Consider the following 23,499-nt stretch of genomic DNA (forward strand, 5'->3'; position numbering starts at 1 on the left):
AGAATTGAGAATGTAGAATTGAGAAATTTTATCAGCATCTAGTTGGGTAGTGGCGTGGCACAGCTAAAATAGTGCAATAGATTTTTGCTACCCATCTTCCCACACTCCCCACACCCCCCACACTCCCCCATCTGTTTCTAATGCAACATTTAAGGCTTGCCACGCCAGTAGGGTGCGTTAGGGACGGACTCGCCATGATTTTATCAGTAGCCAGTATTGGGACAGACCGTCCCGTAACGCACCACAGGTTCAAACAGCATGCATTGAGATGCACCCGTCTATTTTTTTATGGTGCCTTGGGAAAAAAATGCCTAGGAAATAAAAAAAAGCGATCGCATATCTCAACCCCTGCTCACCCCCAAAATGTTGATTTTGGAGGATTGACAACATTAATAGTTTGTGATATTGAAAACAAAATTAGGTTGATTTATATCATGTCGGGATAATTACCCTGTCTTGATGCAGTCGCTCATGGGGGAAACCCCCAAGACCGCGCTGCATCGCTTAATAAAAATTTCCCCCATCTCCCCATCTCCCCACACTTCCCACCCTCCCTGACAGGGGTAGGTTTTTAACAAAGACGTGAGTGTGGGCAGTGGAGTGTAGAAGGTTTGGGGTGTCGGGTAGTTTGAAATTAGACCCAATGGGAATAGAGTGCTGCTTGTGAAGTTCTCCCCCGGTAAATCGGAGATTATACCGGGGGCTTCTAAAATAAAGAGAGTTGAACATAGCTCTCTACCTCAGAAGTTTCCTGCTTCATAGGCTGTCGATTGACTAAGCCTCCACAGGCAGGCAAGATGATACCCACCTCGCTCAATGCCCGGTTGAGAATGTTTATCGCTGCATTCTCGTCTCTGTCGATTTCCAAACCACAGTCCGGGCATTGATGAGTTCTAACCGACAAAGTTTTAGGCACTAATGCCCCGCAGCCAGAGCAGTTCTGAGAGGTTCCATGAGGAGAAACCTTGACGACATGGCAACCGCGTTTGACCGCTACTGCTTCCAGTATCGTCATGAATCCTCCCCAACCTGCATCAAGAATTGATTTTGCTAACCTTGTCTTAGCCAGTCCTCTAATGTTTAAATCTTCAACAGCAATCAGATCAAAGCGTCGGCTTAAAGATTGAGCCACTCGGTAATGTTGCTCTTTTCGTTGCCTCTGAATCTTCTGGTGAATTCGTTGAACTCGATTCAATTGTTTTAGATAATTATTAGAGCGTTTTTGCTTCCTAGATAAACACCTCTGTGCCCTAGCAAGACGCGCTTGACCTTTTCTATAAAACTGTTTAATCGGGAAAAATTCACCCTCTGAAGTCACAGCAAATTCTTTAATCCCAACGTCTACACCCACTCCAGTTTTAATGGTTTCAACTGGGATTAACTTAGGGATAGATTCATCCTGAATTACCAAACAAACATACCAACCATCAGCTTTTTTGATGAGTGTAGCTGTCTTAATAACAAAACCAAACGGTATCGGACGATGCCTGACAACAGGAATAACACCCAAGCGACTAATAATTATATTTTTGCCATCAAATTTAAGTGCTGCTTTTGGGTGATTAACTCGACTAAAACCAATTGACCTTAATTTGCCTTTTGATTTAAATCGAGGTCTACCACCGCGTTTCCCGGTCTTGTCTGGCACTAGCCAACGTTTCCAGGCTTGATCAAGTCTCTGCAAGTTAATTTGTTGAACTTCAGAGTAAATCTCTTTGTATTCAGGAAACAGTTGCTTAGTTTCTTTGAGTGCTGACTGCTGAAAATAATAATCAGGCTTCTCAGGAATCTCGCCAATAGGCTCTGAAATAATAGAGCAACGATCAATCTGACAACGAGTTCTGTTTAGCCAGTCTAACCGCTGACCTAACCCATAATTCCAGTGCCGTCTTAGCAACTCTAACCAGTGTTCCATCTTGGCTATTTGTTGCGGTTCTGGCTTGATTCTGTAGCAATACGTGATTATCATCTAGCAGTCCTAAATGATTCGTCAAATATATTGGCCTTAGCAATCGCTATAACCCAAGACCTGCAAAGATTTTAGATTTTGCCGATGATTTTACAACTGATTTAGGATTGCTATAGTATTTATTATACTATTTACCGCTTTTAAATGTCCAGCAAATATGAAAAAGGATTTAGGTCTGTTTAAACGCTTACCGCTGATCTTGTTCTAGTGACAAAGTATCGCTATCAAGTGATTCCCCCCACAATATTGAATCGACTAAAAACTATCTTTGTTCGCGAAGCGTCGGCTACGCCGAAGAGACTTGTCAAAAATGGTAATGTAAGCTGATTGAGTTCAATGGGAAAGTAGATCACGTATATCTGTTATTCTCTTATCCCCCTCAAGTTCAACTTAGCAAATTGATGGCAAACCTCAAGACAGTATCTAGTCGGTTAATCAGAAAAGCATATTCTGAACAACTAGCCAAATACTCTAAAAAACCTGTCTTCTGGACAGGCTCATATTTTCTTGCCTCTTGTGGAGGCGTGACTATTGAGCAGTTAAAAAAGTATGTGGAACAACAAACCCCGTCCGGCAATTCCCCGCCCGTTAAGTCTGGCGACTATAACGGGTGATCCCTTGCCTGGTCTAGTTGGGAATACTAAGGTGATTCTTTTGATCAAGCATCCAGATCCACCAGTTTCCTATTGTCAATCCTCAACTGGCCATGACTATGAGCAGCACTGTGATCACACTTACTGGCTATCAAATTACCGAAACCCTTTACGGGAGTTCCAGAACCCTAGTTTATCGAGGCTTACGGGAGTCGAACCAAATACCCGTAGTCATTAAACTACTCAATACCGACTATCCTAGCTTCGGTGAACTGGTACGATTTCGCAATCAGTTCACCATTGCCAAAAACCTTGACATCCCTGGGATTGTTAAGCCTTATTGTCTGGAACACTATCGCCATAGTTATGCATTGGTGATGGAGGATTTTGGTGGTATTTCCCTGGGTAACTATAGTAATGGTCAGCCCATGAGCTTAGGCACATTCTTTCCGATTGCCCTGCAAATTATTACCACCCTACAGGGACTATATCTCCAGGGGGTGATTCACAAAGATATTAAACCTGCCAATATCTTGATTAATCCAGACACTAAACAGGTCAAACTGATTGACTTTAGTCTGGCTTCTGTGCTACCTCGGGAAATAATGGTGCTTCAAAGTCCCAATGTCTTGGAAGGCACTCTCGCTTACCTATCACCGGAACAAACTGGACGGATGAATCGGAGCATTGACTACCGCAGCGACTTCTATAGTTTGGGAGTGACTTTCTTTAAATTGCTCACGGGACAATTACCCTTCCCTAGCACTGACCCGATGGAGTTAGTTCACTGTCATATTGCTAAGCAACCTCCTGCTGCGGATAGCGTTAAGGGGGATATTCCTCCTATGCTTTCTCAGATCATTGGCAAGCTGATGGGGAAAAATGCCGAAGACCGTTATCAGAGTGCTTTAGGGTTGAAGCATGATTTGGAAACTTGCTTCAAGCAGTGGCAGGAAACTGGCAGGATTGAATCCTTTAAGTTAGGCAGTCGGGATATTTGCGTTCGCGTAGCGGCTCCTAGGGAGCATCGCTTCATAATTCCGGAAAAACTCTATGGTCGTGCCTGGGAAGTAGACACTTTACTGGCAGCCTTTGAGCGGGTGAGTAACTCCGCCAGTAGCATCGAAATGATATTAGTAGCAGGGTTTTCCGGCATTGGTAAAACCTCTGTGGTCAATGAAGTCCACAAGCCGATTGTGCGACAACGGGGTTATTTCATCAAAGGGAAATTTGACCAATTCCAGCGAAACATTCCCTTTTCAGCATTTGTCCAAGCTTTCCGAGACTTGATGGGGCAACTGTTGAGTGAAACTGATGCTCAATTGCAACAGTGGAAAACTAGAATTATTACAGCACTGGCAGATAATGGTCAAGTCATTATTGAAGTCATTCCCGAACTAGAACGGATTATCGGCCAACAGCCTCCTGTCCCAGAATTATCAGGGAGTGCGGCACAAAATCGCTTCAATCGGCTGTTCCAGAAATTCATTGAGGTCTTCACCACTCCTGAGCATCCCTTAGTGATTTTCCTGGATGATTTGCAATGGGCAGATTTGGCTTCGTTGAAGTTGATGCAATTGTTGATCAGTGAAACAGAGACTGGTTATCTGTTGCTGATTGGTGCTTATCGGGATAACGAAGTATTCCCAGCCCATCCCTTGATGGTGACCCTAGATCAGATTGCTAAAACTAAGGCTACTGTCAATACTATTACCTTAGCTCCTCTGAAGCCATCTGACCTTAACTGTTTGATTGCAGATACTCTCCATTGTGCTGTGGAACTAGCAGCGCCTTTAACCGAACTAGTTAATCAAAAAACTCAAGGGAATCCTTTCTTTGCCACTCAATTCCTCAAATCTTTGCCTGAAGATGGACTGATTAGCTTTAATTTTGAATTTGGTTATTGGCAGTGTGACATTGCTAAAATAAAAGCTGTGGCGCTGACTGATGATGTCGTGGAATTTATGGGGCTCCAGTTGAAGAAGTTGCCAGTCGTGACTCAGGAGATACTTCAACTAGCTGCTTGTATTGGTAACCAATTTGATTTAGCAACCCTAGCCATTGTCTATGAAAAATCCGAATCTGAAACAGCAGCTAATTTATGGAAGGCGCTACAAGAAGGATTTATCTTACCAATCACTGAAATTTACAAGTTTTTTCAGGATTATAACTATGATAACTTATCAGTTTCTGAGCTTAAGTCCTTTGGTAGTTTGGATGTCAAACCCAGAGCTACAGAAAGCTTAGGGCAACCAGTATCAGAGGTTTTGGGGCAAGAGTTTAGCTACCGATTTTTGCACGACCGAGTGCAGCAAGCCGCTTATTTTCTGATTCCAGAAGACCAGAAGCAATCAACTCATTGGAAAATTGGTCAACTACTGTTAGAAAATACGTCTTTAGCAGAACGGGAAGAGAAAATTTTTGATATTGTCAGCCAGTTGAATTATGGTGTGGACTTAATTTCTGAGCAAGTTGAACGGAATGAACTAGCTCAGTTAAATTTAATGGCAGGACGTAAAGCTAAGGCTTCTACAGCCTATGGTGCTGCGGTTGAATATTTAAGGTTGGGGATGACACTGCTAGCAGCAGATAGTTGGCACAGTAACTATGACCTAACCTTGTCATTATATCAGGAAGCAGCACAATCAGAGTACCTCAGCACTAACTTTGACAGGGCAATTGCTTTAAGCGATATTATTTTAGAGCAAGCCACTAAGATACTTGACTGCGTAAAGGCTGATGAGCTAAAGGTACAGATTTATATTGCTCAAGACTACCAGAGCAAAGGGATTGAGATTGGATTAGAAGCGTTAGAAAAGCTGAAGATTCCCCTAGTATCTAGTGCCTCAGGATACAAGAATAAGTTAGTGAAATTACCATCCCTAAGGGATTTGGCAACTATGCCAACGATGACCAATCCCGAGCAACTAGCGGCGCTTCGGATTCTATTAACCCTTGCGCCTCCGATACATCGTGTCAAACCTAATCTGTATCCGTACGTGGCATTGACTATGATTGGTCTATGTCTCGACCATGGTCATTCATCCTTAGCCGCTGGTGTCTATGTAATTTACGGTGTGTTTCTCCGTGAATTTATCGAGGATGTGGAGTCGGCTTATCACTCTGGTCAGATAGCATTACGGCTGTTGGAACAGTATCAAGCTAAAACCCTCACATCTAAAGTTCACCTAATTTTCAGCGTGTTCATCTGTCCTGGAAAAGAACATGGGAGAGCAACACTAAATTTATTGCGGGAGGGAATTCAACGTGTACGTGAAGAAGGAAATATAGAATATGTTGGCTATTTCATTAACGCCTATTTTACTCATTTATATTTGCTGGGGGAGAGTTTATTTGTTATCAACAAAGAAGCTAGTAAATATATGGATTTACTAGTTATAACCCAACAAAAATATTGTTTATTATATACTAATACATGGAAACACGTAACCTTAAGCTTTCAAGGATTGTTAGCTGATAAATACCAATTAGTGAGTGATGATTTTAATGAGCATGAAATGTTTAATCATTTCCACAAAACTCATAATCATCAATCACTGTTTAACCTCCATTTAGCTAAATTAATCATTCGGTATACCTTTCACGATTACGAACAAGCTGTTGTTCATGGTTCAAAAGCTACCGAGTATGAAGATGGAGCATTTGGTCTACTGGTAGTTGTTGCTCATAACTTCTACTATTCCCTATCGTTACTTGCTCAGTATCCTAACCGCGATCGCGAAGCGTGGCCTACAGCCAATCGCACTCAGCAAGACCACTACCTAAACCAAGTAAAGGTGAACCAAAAAACCCTGGGCAATTGGGCTGACCATGCTCCTGCAAATTTCCAACATAAGTATAATCTGGTGGCAGCAGAAATAGCGCGAGTTGTCGGGGATACTCTCGATGCTATGGAGCTGTACGATCTTGCCATTGCTGGCGCAAAAGACAACGAATACCTTCACGAAGAAGCCCTTGCTAATGAACTGGCTGCTACGTTTTACTTAGAGCGGGGCAAACCCAAAATTGCCCAAATTTACCTCACTGATGCCTACTATGCCTACGCTCGCTGGGGAGCTAAAGCTAAAGTTGAGGATTTAGAACAAGGCTATCCTGAATTACTGGCTGTGATCCAGCAACAACAGACTATTAGCCTCGATCCTAGTCATTCAATTACCACCGATCATAGTCAGTCTTTATCGACTTTGAGCCTAATCCAAAGTATCAGCTCAAATAGCCTTAGTGTTTCAGACGCTTTAGATTTGGCAACAGTGATCAAAGCATCTCAAGCCATTGCCAGGGAAATTCAACTTGAGCAGTTATTCTCTACCTTAATGAAAGTGATCATTGAAAATGCAGGAGCAGAAAAATGTGCTTTGATTTTGCCTAAAGCTGGAAAATGGGTGATCGACGCTTACTATATAACTCAGTCTATCTCCAAAGGCAACTCCAAAGGCAACTCCGAAGGTAATTCGGAATCAGATCAGCAATTCTCTGTAACCGTACTGCAATCAATTCCGGTAGTAAAGAGTCAAGATATTTCAGTTAGCGTGATCAACTATGTTGCCCATAGCTCCGAAACTTTAGTATTAGATAACGCTAGTGTGGAAACTATGTTGGCAGCTGACCTCTATATTATTAAGCAACAACCTAAGAGTATCTTGTGTACACCTATCCTCAATCACGGTCAACTGATTGGTATTGTGTACCTTGAAAATAATCAATGTACTGGAGCGTTTACTAAGGATAGGTTAGAAATTCTGGAACTGTTGTGCTCTCAAGCGGCTATCTCTCTAGAAAATGCTAATCTCTACAACACCCTGGAAGAAAAAGTTGCTGAACGCACTCAAGAACTGTCTGAAACTCTGGAAGACCTGAAAGCGACTCAGAAACAGTTAGTGGAATCTGAGACTAAAGCCGTTTTAAGTAGCTTTGTGGCTGGTGTCAGTGACGAAATCAGTACGCCGGTTGGCAATGGGATTACTGCTGCTTCTACCCTAGCTGATGAAACTCTTGGATTTATCCATAGCTTCCAAGAGGGTAAATTAAAGCGCTCGGCACTCCAAAACTATTTGGAAGTGGCTCAAGAATCCAGTGAATTAATTCTGAGTAACTTACAACGGGCTGGGGAGTTGGTGCAAAATTTCCGGCAAGTTGCTGTTGACCAAGATGATTTAGAAAAGCGCACCTTAAGTCTTAAACACTATCTCGAAGAGGTCTTACTTACTTTAGAGCCTAAACTCAAACAGACTGCCCATGGTTTAACCCTAAAAGGAGACGATACAGTTACGATCAATACTTATCCAGGAGCTATTTGGAAAATTGTTACTCATTTAGTGATCAATTCCATTACCCATGCCTATCAACCATCAGAGCAAGGACAGTTAACCTTAACTGTTGAGAGGATTCAGGATCAGGTGATGCTTAAGTATGATGATGATGGCTGTGGGATTCCTCAGGAGCATGTGGGCAAAATTTTTGAACCTTTCTTTACTACTGCTAGACCTCAAGGCAGAACTGGTTTGGGGTTACATATTGTCTACAATTTAGTGACTCAGAAGCTACTGGGACAAATTGAGGTCAAGTCTGAAGTTGGTAAAGGTACTGAGTTTATGATTACTCTACCGATAGGTTGAAGGTTGGTTGGTTGAAGGTTGTTGAAGGTTGAAGGTGGGTTGGTTGAAGGTTGGTTGGTTGGTTGAAGGTTGTTGAAGGTGGGTTGGTTGAAGGTGGGTTGGTTGAAGGTGGGTTGGTTGAAGGTGGGTTGGTTGAAGGTGGGTTGGAGGTTGAAGGTGGGTTGGTTGAAGGTGGGTTGGAGGTTGAAGGTGGGTTGGTTGAAGGTGGGTTGGTTGAAGGTGGGTTGGTTGAAGGTGGGTTGGTTGAAGGTGGGTTGGTTGAAGGTGGGTTGGTTGAAGGTGGGTTGGTTGAACGCGATCGCGTGGCCTTTTGGCCAAGGTTGAACGCGATCGCGTGGCCAAAGGCCAAGGTTATTGGCCTTGGATCTGGGAACAGGTAGCTATTGGTGGTGAGTGAACCATAATAAATCCTAAATCAGAGCTATAGCATATTTAAATCCAGCTTTTGAAGATATGTGTGTAAAAATAAAGAAAAGTTACATAACTTAAAAATAGCGGATAAAGGAGTAAAGGGATGGTAGTACTCACTGACCGGGTTCAAAAGCGGCTAACCATAGAGACTAGCGAGATTGCTCCAGATACCACAACTATTCGTTCTTTGGATTGGGATCGCGATCGCTTCGACATCGAATTTGGACTACAAAACGGCACCACGTACAACTCGTATCTGATTCGGGGTGAGAAAATTGCCCTGGTCGATACGTCCCATGAAAAATTCCGCCAGCTATATTTAGATACTCTAACCGGACTGATTAACCCTACCGATATTGATTACTTAATTATCAGCCATACTGAACCAGACCACAGTGGCTTAGTTAAAGATGTGCTTGAACTGGCTCCAGATATTACTGTGGTGGGCTCGAAAATGGCAATCCAGTTCCTGGAAGACTTTGTACACCAACCGTTTCAGCGGCAAATTGTCAAAAGTGGTAATCAGCTGGATTTAGGCAATGGGCATATCCTGGATTTTGTCAATGCCCCTAATCTTCATTGGCCCGACACCATGCTCACTTACGATGCCGGGACTAAGGTGCTGTATACTTGTGATGTCTTTGGCATGCACTACTGCTCTGCTAGCACCTATGATCACAACCTCAGCGCTATAGAAGCAGATTATCGATTTTACTACGAATGCCTGATGGCTCCCAACGCCCGCTCAGTACTATCTGCTCTCAAGCGGATGGACAAGTTGGGAGAGGTGACTACTATTGCTAATGGTCATGGTCCTCTACTGCGCCACAATGTAGAACAACTGGTAGGAAATTACCGCAACTGGAGTCAAGCCAAGGCCAAGGCAGAAAAATCCGTTGTTGTGTTTTATGTTTCAGATTATGGCTATAGCGATCGCATTTCTCAAGCGATCGCCCTAGGCATTACCAAAACTGAGATTGCTGTGGAAATGATGGACCTCAAATCCGCTGACCCCCAAGAGGTTCAGGAAGCAGTTAACCGTGCTGCTGGCATAGTAATTGGGATGCCTCCAACCACAAACAGCACCACTACAGCAGCAGTTAGCACGGTACTTGCTGCGGTCAAATCCAAGCAATCCGTTGGTCTGTTTGAATCCTATGGCGAAGATGACGAACCGATTGACCCCCTACGCAGTCAATTTAGAAGCCTAGGACTCAAAGAAGCGTTTCCTGGGATTCGGATCAAAGATACTCCTAGTGAAACCACTTACAAGCTTTGTGAAGAAGCCGGTACTGACATGGGGCAATGGCTGAGTCGCGATCGCTTGATCAAGAACATGAAATCCCTAGATACAGACCTAGACAAAGCCCTAGGTCGTCTCAGTGGTGGATTATATATCATCACGGCTAAGAAAGGGGATGTCAAGAGTGCGATGTTAGCCTCTTGGGTGAGCCAAGCTAGCTTCGAGCCTTTGGGTTTCACCATTGCTGTAGCCAAAGACCGGGCGATTGAATCCTTGATGCAAGTGGGAGACCGCTTTGTACTCAATGTACTCGAAGAAGGCAACTACCAAGACTTAATGAAACACTTCCTCAAGCGCTTCAAACCTGGTGCTGACCGCTTTGCAGGAGTGAATACACAAACAGCAGAAAACGGTTCCCCGATTCTGACCGATGCCCTAGCTTATCTAGAGTGTAAAGTTACCACCCGTATGGAATGTAGTGATCATTGGATTGTTTACTCTACCGTTGAGACAGGACGGGTTTCTAAGCCAGAGTCTCTGACTGCTATCCACCATCGGAAAGTTGGAAATCATTACTAAACCCACATCTTGCACCAAGTTTAAAATTTACCTGTAAAGGTAGGGAACAGGGAACAGGGAACAGGGAACAGTGATAAAATCTGAATTTTTCCGTACTGAAATTGATTGTTATCACTTCCGTTCTGTTATTAAGTTTTTTTCTACTGGTGCAAGATCTCAGCTGCGCGCCTAGGGGCGATCGCGCCAAAGCGCAACACTAGTAAGAAACACATTTTTATTGAAAATCTTAAATCCTTGCTGGGGTTTGGGTTTTAAAATGTGTTCCTTAAAATGTGTTCCTTAAGAGTTAAATACTCTAGCATTTATAACATTAATGAGGTACACATATTTTTCACTCCTCTCTATTACCTGCTCCCGTCTTGATGCAGTCGCTCATGGGGGAAACCACGGCAGTTGCTCATGGGGGGAACCCCCAAGACCGCACTGCCTCCCCAAGACCGCGCTGCATCGCTGCTCCCTGCTCCCTGCTCCCTGCTCCCTGTTCCCTGTTCCCTGTTTCCTGTTCCCTAAAACCAGGAACTGTGTACCTCACCAAATTTAAAACCGCTATAAATGTAACCGGCTAACCTGAACCCATGAACAATACAAAACCCCGTGACGTCCAACCCCTGCATATTGCCACCGATACGCTCATATTGCGATCGCGTACTTGGGACCGGCTCAAATTTGAAATCGAATATGCCTTGCAACGAGGTACCACTGCTAATTCTTTTCTAATTCGAGCTGATCAAATCGCCCTATTCGATCCACCAGGAGAATCTTTTACAGAGGTGTTTCTCAAAGCATTACAAGAACGCCTTGACCCAAAGCTGATCGATTATGTCATCCTCGGTCACCTCAATCCCAATCGCCTGGTTACCCTGAATGCTCTGCTCAAACTTGCTCCTGAGATTACCTTTGTTTGCTCCAATCCTGGTGCTAAATCCTTGCGCACTCTGTTTGAGAAACTAGAGGATAAAGCTATTCCAGAACAGGAGCTCAAAATCCTGGTGATGAAAGGGGATGATACTCTCGATTTAGGTGAAGGTCACATCCTAGATTTTATCCCTACCCCTAATCCCCGTTTTCCTGATCAGCTTTGTACCTACGATCCTAAAACTCAAATCCTATTTACAGATAAATTATTTGGTGCTCATGTCTGTGGAGACCAGGTAATGGATGAAGGTTGGAGGGTTTATAACGAAGACCGACGCTATTATTTTGATTGCCTGATGGCACCCCACGCCCGACAGGTGGAAACAGCTTTAGCTAAATTAGCTGACTTTGATGCTAAGCTTTATGCTACCGGTCACGGACCCTTGGTGCGCTATGGCTTTCAAGAACTAACTGAGTCCTATGGTAAATGGAGTAAGCAACAACAAGCTCAAGAGGCAAATGTTGCCCTAATTTATGCGTCAGCTTACGGAAATACTGGCGCGATTGCTCAAGTGATCGCAAGAGGTATCACTAAGGCTGGTGTATCGGTAGAATCCCTTAACTGTGAGGCAGCTGACCCGGAAGAGATTGGAGCTGCTGTCGAGAAAGCAGACGGATTTATCATGGGTTCTCCTACCCTAGGAGGTCACGCACCAACCCAGGTTCAAACCGCTTTGGGTATGGTTTTATCTAGCGCTACGAAAACTAAGCTAGCGGGTGTCTTTGGTTCCTATGGCTGGAGTGGGGAAGCCATTGACCTATTAGAAAGTAAGTTCCGGGATGCCGGTTACCAGTTTGGCTTTGAGACGATTCGGGTCAAATTTAAGCCTACAGACAAAGACCTCAAATACTGTGAAGAAGCTGGTACAGATTTTGCTCAAGCCCTGAAAAAAGCCAAAAAAGCCCGGAAACCCAAGCAACCTGCTGGTGAGTCTTCCGCTGCCCGCACTGAGCAAGCGGTGGGACGGTTGATTGGTTCGTTGTGTGTTGTGACTACTAAACAACAAGACCTGACCGGAGCGATGCTAGCTTCCTGGGTATCTCAAGCTACCTTTACTCCTCCAGGGTTAACCGTAGCGGTAGCTAAAGAACGAGCAGTTGAGTCTTTGATGCACACTGGGGATCATTTTGTCTTGAATGTGTTAGAAGACGGCAAACATTTACCCTTGATGAAGCAGTTTCTCAAACCTTTTAAGCCTGGTGAAGACCGATTTGGTGGGATAAATATAGAAGAAGCAGACAATGGTTGTCCAATTCTAAGTGATGCCCTAGCTTATTTGGAATGTACTGTAGAAAATCGGATGGAATGTGGTGACCACTGGCTAGTTTATGGGGTGGTTAAAAATGGTAAGGTGCTATCTGATGGAGTAACTGCCCTGCATCATCGTAAGTCGGGGACCTATTATTAATAGGACATTGTATAGCGCTACGCGCAAGGCAAAAGGCAAAAGGCAAAAGGCAAAAGGCAAAAGGCAAAAGGCAAAAGGCAAAAGGCAAAAGGCAAAAGTTTACTATAACAGCTTTTCACCTTGTATAAATGTCCTAAGCTTAATGCGTAGTGCTATTTTTTTGTTTAAAAGGAACAGGGAATAGAACTATGTCTTAACCTTTACTTCGACTGCTATACAGCTAAAAAAAGTGATGCTCAGCAAAGAGTATCGCTTTTTTTTAATCTATAGCCAGGATCATTATACTTCATAAAAATCTCCCCATCTTCCCATCTCCCCACCCTCCCTACTCCCTACTCCCTACTCCCTACTCCCTACTCCCTACTCCCTACTTCCAGATGGGACTATTTTCCACTAGCTGCTAGAATATTCCGGTAGCCAATGACTAATCACAATGAAGTCTAAACTCAAATATATCCTGCGTTGCACTTTGTGTGGAAAAGACTATGAACCAGACCCTTTCCGCCTTTGCTGTGACGAGAAACATGAGCCATCCCTTCTGCGTGCTGTCTATCCTAACCAAAAGCTAGAAGTCAAAGAGAATCTCCCAGGTTTATTCCGATATATCGATTGGCTACCGGTTGATCGATACTTAGAGGCAGATGGTAAACCGATTACGTATCAAAGCCAGAATCTGGCTCACCATCTCGGATTAGATCATCTTTTCATTTCTTTCAATGGGTATTGGCCAGAGCGAGATGCTCATCTTTTTACTTGTTCTTTTAAAGAATTAGAAGCTTTCCCGATATTAGCTAGAATACCAGAGGATAACCCCAAAACCCTCGTCGTTGCTTCAGCTGGAAATACTGGCCGAGCGTTTGCTACGGTTTGCTCTAAGCTGAAAATCCCCTTTTGCTTGGTCATTCCAGAGCAAAATTTATCCGCCATCTGGTCAAAGGATCGTTTTGATTCTTGTGTTCGTCTGATTGCTGTTGGTGGGAATGGTGACTACTCCGATGCGATTCGTATCGGAAAAATCATCAGTGAATTAGAGGGTTTCTTTCCGGAAGGAGGAGCTAGAAATGTAGCCAGACGGGATGGAATGGGGCTAACCGTTGTGGATGCTACAGTAACCATTGGGGAAATTCCTGATCACTATTTCCAAGCCGTCGGTTCCGGTACTGGTGGGATTTCAGCTTACGAAGCCAATCTCAGATTTTTAGCAGATGGCAGATTTGGCAACAAAAAAATGAAGCTTCACCTGTGTCAAAACATTCCTTTTACACCCATGACCGATGCCTGGAAAGCGGGTAAGCGAGACATTACTGCTTTGAGCGAAATAGAAGCCAAAAAATGCATTAGTCAGGTTTCTGCTAAGGTACTTACCAACCGAAATCCGGCTTACTCTCTTGCGGGAGGACTTTATGAAGCATTGGCTGATACTGATGGAGAAATGTATGGTGTCACTAATGACGAATCAGAGAAAGCAAGGATTATATTTGAGAAATTGGAAGGAATAGATATTAGTCCTGCTGCAGGTGTGGCAACTGGTGCTTTAATTCAAGCGGTTGAGGCGGGGAACATAGGTAAAAAGGAAACCATTGTGCTCAATATTACTAGTGGAGGCTACAAACGTATGCGCCAAGATTATCCTTTACACTACCTCAAACCTGATTTAGTTTTTACACCTGAAGAGATCGAACCTGATTTTCTGGAACAGAGAATTACCAGTGTATCATAACGGTTTACCAATTAAACATTTCAATATCCATGAAAACCTTATCCACTCTTGCAGTCCATCAAATCAAACCCTTTGGGGTGAAGCTGACGAACGTTGATCTTAATTCCCCAGAACAATGCGATCGCATTCGAGAGCTGCTCTACGAAAATGGGGTAGTGATCATCCCTCCTGACGGAGGCAGTTTCGGTGATCAACCAATCCAAGCTGATGCAAGTCTGTTAAAGTTGGCGGGACTTTTCGGGAAGATCGAGAACTACCACCCAGTAAACGCACCCAAAGACAGCACTGGCAAGGTGCAAATTCTGGAAACCATGGGTGACACGGGGATTCCAGCGGATTCCTTCCTATTCCACTCAGATATGAGCTGGCGAGTTAACCCATCCCGGGCCAGCGTATTATGTGGGTTTATCCTGCCTCCTAGCGGTGGTAATACCTGCTTCCAAAATGCTAACCAAATGTACCGCAATCTGTCACCGGAACTAAGGGAGCAGTTGCATGGTATCAGCGCTCTCCACTCTCTGCAGAAGGGTTATGCCCGGGTCAACCGACCGGATGATGTGACTAATGACGTGCAGGCTATTCATCCGGCAGTGATTAAGCATCCCGACACAGGTGTTCCACTACTCTACCTGAACCCAAATTTCACGGTGTCCTTGGTAGGAATGTCGGAACAGGAGAGTACGGAACTTATGAACCGCGTCTTTGAGCAAGCCAACGGTCCAGACCAGGTTCTTTGCCATTCCTGGACTAAGGGGGATGTGGTGATCTGGGACAACTTTGGAGTGCAGCACCTGGCTAGGGCAGACTACCTTGGCCTGCGCCGAATGCATCGGGTGGTGGCTCACGACCCCCATCTGCGGACAGAGCGTTATGTAGGGGAAACAGGGGATGCCAAGGAAACCATGTAATATCGAGCACTACCTGAAGCAAGATGACCATCAGGCTGGTTACGGCGACAACAATTCAGACCAGTCAGCGGCCCAATACAACCAAGCACGCAGCCCCTTTGGGGTAAAAGAGATCTTGGGATTTCTCTGCCCAGGAGATGTGGTATTAGACGCTGGCTGTGGCACAGGGCAGCACGCACGATACCTTGCTGAGGTGGCCAGTAAAGTTATTGGAATTGACACAGATTCCGCGCGGATTGCGATCGCCCAAGAAAATTGTCAAGACTTGGACAATGCCAGCTTTGAGGTGGGTTCTGTCACCAAGCTTCCTTTTGAGGAGAGTTCCTTTGACCTAGTGCTGTTGGCCCAAGTGCTACACCACCTTGGAGGGGAAGACGTCCATTCAGCCGAAACTTCAACGTCTTTAACGGAGCAATGTGAGCGGGCGATCGCGGAAGCAAAACGAGTGCTGAAAGCTGGTGGACGACTTGTACTTGTCACTACTAGCCGAGAGCAGCGTCGTAAAGCTTACTGGCATTTTAACCTATTTCCAGAATCAGCGTGGGAGCGTCTGGATTCGGTCTGGTCCCTGACCGAGGGTCTTTGGTTTACATCGATGATGGAGAAAATGGGCTTCACAATGACCGCTAATGTAACCCCAGGGGAATCCCACTGGATTGAAGCCCAGGATGAACAGATGGTGAGGCTAAGCCTCGACCCTGCTTGGCGGTCAACAGATGTGGCATTTGCCTTGCTGACACCAGGCGAAATGAGCCAGTTTGTGGCTCAGGTCGAGACGGTGCTAGGGGATGGCTCTGCAAAGGAGCTAATCAATGGGGCGCTTGCGGGGCGGGCTTCCCATGGGGAGGCTACCGTTTATGCTTACGATCTCAAGTCTGAATAAAGCCCTGTTGTGATTGTTGAGATTTTCCTCAAGGTGGGGAAAATCGGGAGTATGTCACCTTTGTAATTATGTACATAGATCCCCCCTAACCCCCCTTAACCAAGGGGGGAATTAGATTCAGGAATTAGATTGAAAAGTCCCCCTTATTAAGGGGGATTTAGGGGGATCTGAATCAGGAATTAACAAAACTGACATGCTCCCGGTAAAATCTCATTCAGTAAACTTATTTTTTCCTTCCTTCAATCATCACACCAACCGAGCCCAAATCATGAATTTTCATGGAAAATCCTATAGATTCAAGCAACTCCTGGAAATAGCTGAAAGGATAAGCATTAGGACAATGGGAACCCCCTTCTAAAATCACTTGATTGCCATTGATACTTTCTACTTTTAAACCTGTTTTAGCATAAAAGCGTAAGCGCTCATCCATCACTTCTTGACCACATTTGAAAGTCGAAATAAATATATTTTCGTCTACTAGTTTTCCTAGATTGTCGAAAACAGGTTTATGAACGTCTTGAGAAATATTGCCAATGGTATTCCATCCCAGTAGAGCATAGGTAAACGTTTCTTGAACCAGAGTAGGTAAATGTTCCGCTCTTCCGAGAATGAGTTTTACATTATCAAAATCGGCAGTTGATTCTTTAGCTATGTTTACCAATTGTTCGGCAAAATCAATTCCTGTGATCTTACCGACAAGGGGGGCAAGATGACGAAGATAACGTCCCTCACCACATCCTACCTCCAGAACACTATCCACCCCTTCAAAGGTTTTCTTAATAAATTCTTCTTCTAACTTCTGATACTCCCTGACTCCTTCTGTCTCATTTTGAGGATCGAGCAAAGTCAATCCGATCCCTTCGTAAAAGTCTTTGCTATCTTTCATTATTTCTTCTATCCTTTAACAGCTTCACCTAGTTTACCAGCATCAAGTAAATTATGAAAAAACGTTTCTATATCGGCTTTTTGCAGTTCAGCTTTAGCCAAAATTAACCGAATCATAACCTGACATTGATAATGAGCATAGTTGACAAAAGCTGTTCCAGAATGAAATAATTGGTTGCTTATGTCTAGATTCAGTTGGTCTAACGCATATGACTTAAATCTTAACGTTAAATCCCTGTTGTGATTGTTGAGATTTTCCTCAAGGTGGGGAAAATCTCATTCAGTCAAATTATTGTTTAGTTCCTTCAATCATCACACCAACAAAGCCCAAATCATGAGTTTCCATAGAAAATCCTGCCGATTCAAGCAACTCCTGTAAATAGCTGAAAGGATAAGCATTAGCATGATGCAATCCCCCTTCTAAAATTACTTGATTGCCATCGATGCTTTCTACCTTAAAACCCGTTTTAGCGTAATAGCGTAAGCGCTCATCCATGACGTCTTGGTTAGATTTAAACGTAGAGATAAATATCTTTTTATCTACTAATTTTGCCAGATTATCCAAAATAGCTTTATGAAGCTGTTGAGGAATATTGCCAATGGTATTCCATGCCAGTAAACCGTAAGTGAAATTTTCTTGAACTAGAGTTGTTAAATGTTCTGCTCTTCCGGCTAAAATGGTTACATTATTAAACGTAGAAGTGGAGTCTTTAGCTAAGGCTACAAGCTGTTCTGAAAAATCAATTCCTGTGATCTTTCCTACAATGGGGGCAAGCTTACGAATATAACGTCCCTCACCACATCCTACATCCAGAACACTATCCACCCCTTCAAAGGTTTTCAGTATAAAGTCATCCTCTAACTCCATATACTCCCTGATTCCTTCCGTCTGATTTTGAGGCTCCAGAAACTTTAATCCCATCCCTTCGTAAAAGTCTTTGCTATCTTTCATGATTGCTTCTATCCTTTAACAGCTTCACCTAGTTTACCAGCATCAAGTAAATTATGGAAAAAGATTTCTAGATCAGCTTTTTGCAGTTCAGGGTTAGCGAGAATTAACCGAATCATAACCTGACCTTGATAATGAGCATAGTTGACAAAAGCTGTGCCAGAATGAAATAATTGGTTGCGTATGTCTAGATTCAGCTGGTCTAACCCAGTAGAGTCAAGCTGTTTATCTTTGGGGATATAACGGAAACAAATATTCAAAAATTGTGGTTCAGCGATTAATTCTAAATTATCGCAACGGCGGATATACTCGGTGGCATAATTAGCTAGGTCAAATAAATGATTCACCAGCTGCTCATAACCTTTTTTGCCATAGTATTTCCAACACAGCCATAATTTTAGGGCATCTACTCTCCGACCACATTGTAACGACTTAGTTCCCAAATTATATAAATCATTTTCATCATCATGGAATAGATAATCGGTACCTCCCCCAGAGCAAGCTTCTGACAATATTCCTTTTTCTTTGACTAAAATAGCCGAACAAATTAAAGGAACTCCCATTAACTTATGAGCATCCCAAGTAAACGAATCAACTAACTCACTTCCTGCTAACAAATGCTGGTGTTTTTCACTAAATAAAACCGGCCCACCCCAAGCAGCATCGACATGCAGCCACAAGCCATATTTCCTGGTAATTTCGGCAAGGGTCGGTAACGGATCGAAAGCTCCTAAAACAGTTGTACCGGCAGTTGCACCCACAAAGAACGGTGTTTTTTCTTCTGATAAGCTCTGTTGAATCGCAGCTTCTAGTGCTTCGGGAATCATTTTGCCATCAACATCAGATTTAACCTTGACTAAATTTTGGATGCCAATCCCTAACAAATTGGCAGCTTTTAAATAGGAATAATGAGCTTGTTCGGAAACAAAGGCAACTAACTGATGATTACCCAATCCCTGCAATTTAGCTTCCGGTAAAACTTGATGTCGTCCACAAAGCATTCCGATCAGATTAGCATTACTTCCTCCAGTTACCATCAACCCTTCACCTGGATTAAACCCCACTAAACTGGTCAATTTTTTAATCAATTCTATTTCCATCAGGGTGGCTACTGGGGCGACATCATAGGTGTGCATGGTAGTATTCGTGGCACTGGTCACCATGTCGGCTATTATTCCCGGAATACTAGACCCACTAAAAAGTAGATTAAAAAATTGAGTGCTACCGGTTCTAACGCTATAGTTCAGGTAAGATTCTACTATAGGAATTAACGCTTCTAACGCTACTCCTTCATCGGGTAACGTTAAATCGAGTTTTTCCTTAAGACCATTAGCGGTTTGATAATTAACGACTTTGGGCTCGGGATCCAAATTACCTTCTAAATAGTTGAGAATTATGGTAAAGGCTTTAGTCAGGGTTGTTTCTGTATCTTTCATAGGGGGTAGGGAATGGGTAGTCGGGAGTCGGGAGTCGGGAGTCGGGAGTCGGGTTTGGTAAAATTGACTCTATAATATTACCATAAAAAAACGCTATTCTTGGATAGAATATCGACAGCTGTACTAGGATTTAGTCTAATACAAATAAGCGGCAATTATATCAATAATAACCGGTTTTGGATATTAAATCAACCAGATAAAAATTTTAATTATTCTATCGGTAGCAAGGAAAGTATAGTTGAGGACATAGTATTTTGGTTTATATGATGTCAGGATAATTACCCTTAATAAAAATCCCCCCCATCTCCCCATATTCCCCTCCTGGGAGGGGTTAGGGGTGGGTCCCCATCTCCCCATCTCCCCATCTCCCCATATTCCCCTCCTGGGAGGGGTTAGGGGTGGGTCCCCATCTCCCCATCTCCCCATCTCCCCATATTCCCCTCCTGGGAGGGGTTAGGGGTGGGTCCCCATCTCCCCATCTCCCTAATCCCTACTTCCAGATCGGACTATTTTCCACTAGCTGTTAGAATATTGCGGTAGCCAATGACTAATCACAATGAAGTCTAAACTCAACTATATCCTGCAATGTATTTATGGCAAGGTGTACTATTTGTTAACCCGCCCAAAATTTTCCCTGTCAATTAGTTCTTTGATTTCTCGAACGGTGGTAGCTTGAATCGCAATTCTATCCTCAATTTTTAGGGATGGATCGTAAGATGGTTGACTAGTATTCGTAATTTTTCCTCCTCCTCCAGTAGGACAAGCAATAAAAGCCACAGAGGCTAACCAGGGAAATTTAACTGAGAAATCGTCAATCCAGTTTTGGGCATAATCCCTCCAGTGGCAATCTTCAAGCAACGAAGCTAATTCGCCTTTCATAAACTCCTGACTCGTGATTCTGGGTAAGATTTTGTCGTGATATCGAACCTCTGCATCAGAGCCAAAAGCATCTTGTATTAGTTCCAGAGCAGCGATATGATCACCTTCTTTAGCAGGGGATAAATGCTGTCCGCAATAAAGTCCATCTGGAAATAAGTGAACTGCTGCATTGCGAACAAATACCTCTAATCTTCTCAATCCTAATTCATCTCCAGTCTGACCATAAGAAGGCAAATAATCGCCAATTTTTTTGGGAGCAATAAACTGACCGGGATTGCAGATAATGCCATGCAGAAACTGAGGTTCAAAAGTGGTTTCTGTATAGGGTTCTTGTTTGAAAGCTACACCCAAGCTTTTAGTACTTTCGTAATAACACCCATTTTCTTTACAGATATTGATGCCTACTTCTACATCTTTTTCTTCTGGTTCAACAGCATAGACAATGCAGGAACTTATTCCCCGTTTTATAGCTTCATCAACAATACGGATTGCCAATGTACCTGTTCCTGCACCGATATCAGCAATTCTAAATTCTACATCTTGTCCATACTTTAGTAACAATTCGTAAATAAACTGGGGAATCATCTTGAGCAGATAACCAGTTGCATCTGCTTTGGGAGTCAAAGGTCTATAAGAATCTCTATTCATATCCTTCACATTCACCTTAAAAAAAGCTAAAAATCAATTAAATCAAAAAAGATTATCTAGGTATTAATCACTATTAATCATTGTTTGAGGAATATCTGATATTTTAACTCCTATTAATGCTAGCTCATTGAGGGAATTACCATTAACAGAAAGACGATGTTGATAAGACTGTTTAGCTTTGACTGATAAAATACCTTCTTTAATGATGGTTGCCAACATTTTACCACCATTATGCTGGCTTTGAGTATCAAGTAAATCTTCTTTAATATTAAAAGCTATCCAGCCTCCATCAACAATTAAATTATAGGCAAAAGCAAATCCCGAAGCCGGTAATCCTCCTGTTAGGGCAGAAGCACAGACCAAACAGTTAAACTTGGCATTTTCTAACTCATTATGAACTTCATTAGTTACATTAGGAAATTCCTCAACATAATACTTATTATAAACATTTGGTCGTTCTCGTTTAGCTGCTTCTGCCGCTTCTATAACCACATCTGCTCCTACAATTGAAGTGACACCTTTATCCTTAAGACATTGACCAAGTAAACCAACTCCTGCAGCTAAATCTAAAACCGATAATTCAGAAGCAAGGGATTGGGATTTGGTAACTTCATTTATCAAAAGTTCGCTAATTATATTGTGTGTATTATACTTTAGCAAATCGACTAAAACATATTCATATAAACCAGGAATTTTGTAGGTTTGTTTATAATCTTGAATCCTCAGTTTTTGCTCTTGGTCATTTTCGGTTAAGATAAAATACTCTTCGGCTCGAATTAAATTTTCATCTGTATTTGGAAATGTGACAGTATAACCCTTTTGTTTCATTAGTTAACCTCCTGTAGAATTGTATATTTAAATGAACTTACCCCGTGGGAGCAGTATACAAATTCACTAAACCAGATTTCAGCACAATCATAAGGTAATCCTTGAAAAGTATTCGTCTGTTCGATCAATGTTCATCTTCTAGACTTCTCGATATACTCCTATCAGCGCAGAAACCCTAAATCCACATAAATTATGGTAGTCAAATATAATAATACCATCTTTGGGAATCCAAACCAACTCATCCAGGCATGTCGGTGGAGTATGTTTTTCGTTGAATGTGCCCACACAGATGGCTGTATCAAAACTACCTGATGCCAAGTCCAAATTTTTTATTAATATCACCATCATCGATCTTTTTGCCAGAGACTTGCTCTCGATGTACCTTAGTTCAGATGCTATGGCGTAGTACCTGCGACAAACTAGCAAGGCTGGAATGATAGAGATTAGCTTTCCTACTCCCTACTCCCTGCTCCCTGCTCCCTAAAACCCAAGACGAAGGTACCTCACCCCATTAAAAACTGCTATAGTTATGACTGAAGGTAAGACTTCATGATAAAAACCCTGGGAGAGGATTTAATGAAACGACAAGTAAGACAACTTACGTTAGGAATGACTCTGATCGCTTGCTTAATGGGTTCAGTTGCCTGTGAATCAACGTCGTCTGTAAAAACAACTAAAGTTCGTTCTGCCCATAGTAACTGGGTCGAGGAACAGTTTCAAACCCAAATCGTCAATATTGGTCTCGAAAAACTTGGTTATGAAATCGAAGAACCGAAAGAAATAACCTATCCGATCATTTATGTGTCTGTGGCTAATGGCGAGCTAGATTATAGTACTATAAACTATGAAAAATCACATCTAGAATTCTTTAAAAATGCTGGGGGTACCAAAAAAATAGAGCGAGTTGGAGTTATTACTCCTGATGTGATCCAAGGCTATCAAATCGATAAAAAAACGGCGGAGAAATATAACATTACTAACCTGCAACAATTTAAAGACCCAAAGATTGCGAAACTATTTGATACAGACGGCAATGGTAAAGCTAATTTAATCGGTTGTGATCCTGGTTGGTTTTGCGAAGTGATAGTCGATCATCACCTCAAAGCTTACGGATTAGAAGATACCGTTGAACACACTAGAGGACAATACATTGTGCTACTCGCCGATGTTATGACTCGCTACAAACAAGGGGAAAGCGTTATTTACTATGCTCAGAATCCTCACTGGATATCTACAATATTAAAACCCGAACAAGATATAATTTGGTTAGAAGTTCCCTTTACCTCTCTTCCTGAATCCCAGAAAAATCTAACTGAAAAAGACACCTCTGTAGACGGAAAAAATCTTGGATTTACTGTCGATCGTCAGCGCATTGTTGCTAACAAGAAATTTTTGGCAGCTAACCCAGTTGCCAAACGTTGGTTTGAACTGGTTCAAATTCCGGTTGAGGACATTAACGTTGAAAGCCTAAAGATCAAAGAGGGTGAGAGCAGTCCAGAAGATATTCGTCGCCATGCTAAAGAGTGGGTTGAGAAGAATCAAGAGTTGTTTGATAACTGGATAGAAGAGGCAAAAAAGGCAGGAGGTGATTCTATTTAGTTGTTGGTA

General features: G+C 42.9%; 20 protein-coding genes and 1 pseudogene. 11 read left to right on the forward strand and 10 right to left on the reverse strand.

Features of this window, described 5'->3' with window-relative positions; genetic code table 11:
- Nucleotides 1-194: 194 nt before the first annotated feature.
- Nucleotides 195-446 (forward strand): hypothetical protein, encoded by a 252-nt coding sequence (locus F6J90_RS42650; RefSeq protein WP_293108786.1) that lies wholly within the window; start codon nucleotides 195-197, stop codon nucleotides 444-446.
- 58 nt (nucleotides 447-504) lie between these two features.
- On the opposite strand, the gene F6J90_RS42655 is transcribed toward F6J90_RS42650, so the two are convergent.
- Together F6J90_RS42655 and F6J90_RS42660 are read right to left on the reverse strand one after the other, a co-directional pair.
- Nucleotides 505-729 (reverse strand): hypothetical protein, encoded by a 225-nt coding sequence (locus F6J90_RS42655; RefSeq protein ID WP_293108871.1) that lies wholly within the window; start codon nucleotides 727-729, stop codon nucleotides 505-507.
- Nucleotides 707-1,969, reverse strand: coding sequence for a transposase (locus F6J90_RS42660; protein ID WP_293108789.1), 1,263 nt, complete (start codon nucleotides 1,967-1,969; stop codon nucleotides 707-709). Before F6J90_RS42660 ends, F6J90_RS42655 begins: the two co-directional genes overlap by 23 nt.
- Before the next feature lie 207 nt (nucleotides 1,970-2,176).
- Here F6J90_RS42660 and tnpA point away from each other — a divergent pair.
- Both tnpA and F6J90_RS42670 read left to right on the forward strand, forming a co-directional pair.
- Nucleotides 2,177-2,583: pseudogene (gene tnpA, locus F6J90_RS42665) on the forward strand (IS200/IS605 family transposase).
- Between the two features lie 98 nt (nucleotides 2,584-2,681).
- Nucleotides 2,682-8,198, forward strand: coding sequence for an ATP-binding sensor histidine kinase (locus tag F6J90_RS42670; protein ID WP_366514011.1), 5,517 nt, complete (start codon nucleotides 2,682-2,684; stop codon nucleotides 8,196-8,198).
- Here F6J90_RS42670 and F6J90_RS42675 read toward each other — a convergent pair.
- Nucleotides 8,184-8,540: a hypothetical protein gene (locus F6J90_RS42675; protein ID WP_293108794.1), complete on the reverse strand. Its 357-nt coding sequence runs from the start codon at nucleotides 8,538-8,540 to the stop codon at nucleotides 8,184-8,186. The two genes, F6J90_RS42670 and F6J90_RS42675, sit on opposite strands and share 15 nt — an antisense overlap.
- Before the next feature lie 172 nt (nucleotides 8,541-8,712).
- Between F6J90_RS42675 and F6J90_RS42680 the strand changes: the two genes are divergently transcribed.
- Complete coding sequence (locus tag F6J90_RS42680; RefSeq protein ID WP_293108797.1) at nucleotides 8,713-10,431, forward strand: diflavin flavoprotein; 1,719 nt, start codon at nucleotides 8,713-8,715, stop codon at nucleotides 10,429-10,431.
- Here the strand turns inward: F6J90_RS42680 and F6J90_RS42685 are convergent.
- A complete protein-coding gene (locus tag F6J90_RS42685) occupies nucleotides 10,397-10,546 on the reverse strand; it encodes a hypothetical protein (RefSeq protein ID WP_293108799.1) in 150 nt (49 codons plus the stop codon). The two genes, F6J90_RS42680 and F6J90_RS42685, sit on opposite strands and share 35 nt — an antisense overlap.
- A gap of 259 nt (nucleotides 10,547-10,805) precedes the next feature.
- Between F6J90_RS42685 and F6J90_RS42690 the strand changes: the two genes are divergently transcribed.
- The 5 genes from F6J90_RS42690 to F6J90_RS42710 all read left to right on the forward strand — a co-directional run bounded on the left by F6J90_RS42690 (nucleotide 10,806) and on the right by F6J90_RS42710 (nucleotide 16,266).
- Entirely contained in the window at nucleotides 10,806-10,997 is a 192-nt protein-coding gene (locus F6J90_RS42690) for a hypothetical protein (protein WP_293108802.1), read from the forward strand.
- Between the two features lie 9 nt (nucleotides 10,998-11,006).
- A complete protein-coding gene (locus tag F6J90_RS42695) occupies nucleotides 11,007-12,755 on the forward strand; it encodes a diflavin flavoprotein (protein WP_293108805.1) in 1,749 nt (582 codons plus the stop codon).
- Between the two features lie 433 nt (nucleotides 12,756-13,188).
- Nucleotides 13,189-14,475 (forward strand): cysteate synthase, encoded by a 1,287-nt coding sequence (locus tag F6J90_RS42700; RefSeq protein ID WP_293108807.1) that lies wholly within the window; start codon nucleotides 13,189-13,191, stop codon nucleotides 14,473-14,475.
- Nucleotides 14,476-14,504: 29 nt separating this feature from the next.
- A complete protein-coding gene (locus F6J90_RS42705; protein WP_293108810.1) occupies nucleotides 14,505-15,383 on the forward strand; it encodes a TauD/TfdA family dioxygenase in 879 nt (292 codons plus the stop codon).
- The gene (locus F6J90_RS42710; protein WP_293108812.1) at nucleotides 15,364-16,266 is read left to right on the forward strand and encodes a class I SAM-dependent methyltransferase; all 903 of its coding nucleotides are present in this window, start codon (nucleotides 15,364-15,366) and stop codon (nucleotides 16,264-16,266) included. The genes F6J90_RS42705 and F6J90_RS42710 overlap by 20 nt, the downstream gene beginning before the upstream one ends.
- A 223-nt stretch (nucleotides 16,267-16,489) precedes the next feature.
- Here the strand turns inward: F6J90_RS42710 and F6J90_RS42715 are convergent, their stop codons facing one another.
- The 6 genes from F6J90_RS42715 to F6J90_RS42740 form a co-directional block, all read right to left on the reverse strand.
- Nucleotides 16,490-17,152 carry a class I SAM-dependent methyltransferase gene (locus F6J90_RS42715; protein ID WP_293108815.1) on the reverse strand — a complete coding sequence of 221 codons (663 nt, stop codon included), beginning with the start codon at nucleotides 17,150-17,152 and terminating at the stop codon, nucleotides 16,490-16,492.
- 288 nt (nucleotides 17,153-17,440) lie between these two features.
- The gene (locus tag F6J90_RS42720; RefSeq protein WP_293108817.1) at nucleotides 17,441-18,103 is read right to left on the reverse strand and encodes a class I SAM-dependent methyltransferase; all 663 of its coding nucleotides are present in this window, start codon (nucleotides 18,101-18,103) and stop codon (nucleotides 17,441-17,443) included.
- Nucleotides 18,104-18,111: 8 nt separating this feature from the next.
- On the reverse strand, nucleotides 18,112-19,536 hold the full coding sequence (locus F6J90_RS42725; RefSeq protein ID WP_293108819.1) for an aspartate aminotransferase family protein: 1,425 nt from the start codon (nucleotides 19,534-19,536) through the stop codon (nucleotides 18,112-18,114).
- A 183-nt stretch (nucleotides 19,537-19,719) separates the two neighbouring features.
- Nucleotides 19,720-19,962: a hypothetical protein gene (locus F6J90_RS42730; protein ID WP_293108821.1), complete on the reverse strand. Its 243-nt coding sequence runs from the start codon at nucleotides 19,960-19,962 to the stop codon at nucleotides 19,720-19,722.
- A 180-nt stretch (nucleotides 19,963-20,142) separates the two neighbouring features.
- Nucleotides 20,143-21,063, reverse strand: coding sequence for a hypothetical protein (locus tag F6J90_RS42735; RefSeq protein WP_293108824.1), 921 nt, complete (start codon nucleotides 21,061-21,063; stop codon nucleotides 20,143-20,145).
- A 63-nt stretch (nucleotides 21,064-21,126) separates the two neighbouring features.
- On the reverse strand, nucleotides 21,127-21,891 hold the full coding sequence (locus tag F6J90_RS42740; protein ID WP_293108826.1) for a hypothetical protein: 765 nt from the start codon (nucleotides 21,889-21,891) through the stop codon (nucleotides 21,127-21,129).
- A 220-nt stretch (nucleotides 21,892-22,111) separates the two neighbouring features.
- On the opposite strand from F6J90_RS42740, the gene F6J90_RS42745 reads away from it, so the two are divergent.
- Together F6J90_RS42745 and proX are read left to right on the forward strand one after the other, a co-directional pair.
- Nucleotides 22,112-22,297, forward strand: coding sequence for a hypothetical protein (locus F6J90_RS42745; RefSeq protein WP_293108828.1), 186 nt, complete (start codon nucleotides 22,112-22,114; stop codon nucleotides 22,295-22,297).
- Between the two features lie 143 nt (nucleotides 22,298-22,440).
- A complete protein-coding gene (gene proX, locus F6J90_RS42750; protein ID WP_293108830.1) occupies nucleotides 22,441-23,490 on the forward strand; it encodes a glycine betaine/L-proline ABC transporter substrate-binding protein ProX in 1,050 nt (349 codons plus the stop codon).
- Nucleotides 23,491-23,499: the final 9 nt, after the last annotated feature.

The organism is Moorena sp. SIOASIH, from assembly GCF_010671925.1.
In the GTDB taxonomy this organism is placed as follows: Bacteria; Cyanobacteriota; Cyanobacteriia; order Cyanobacteriales; family Coleofasciculaceae; genus Moorena.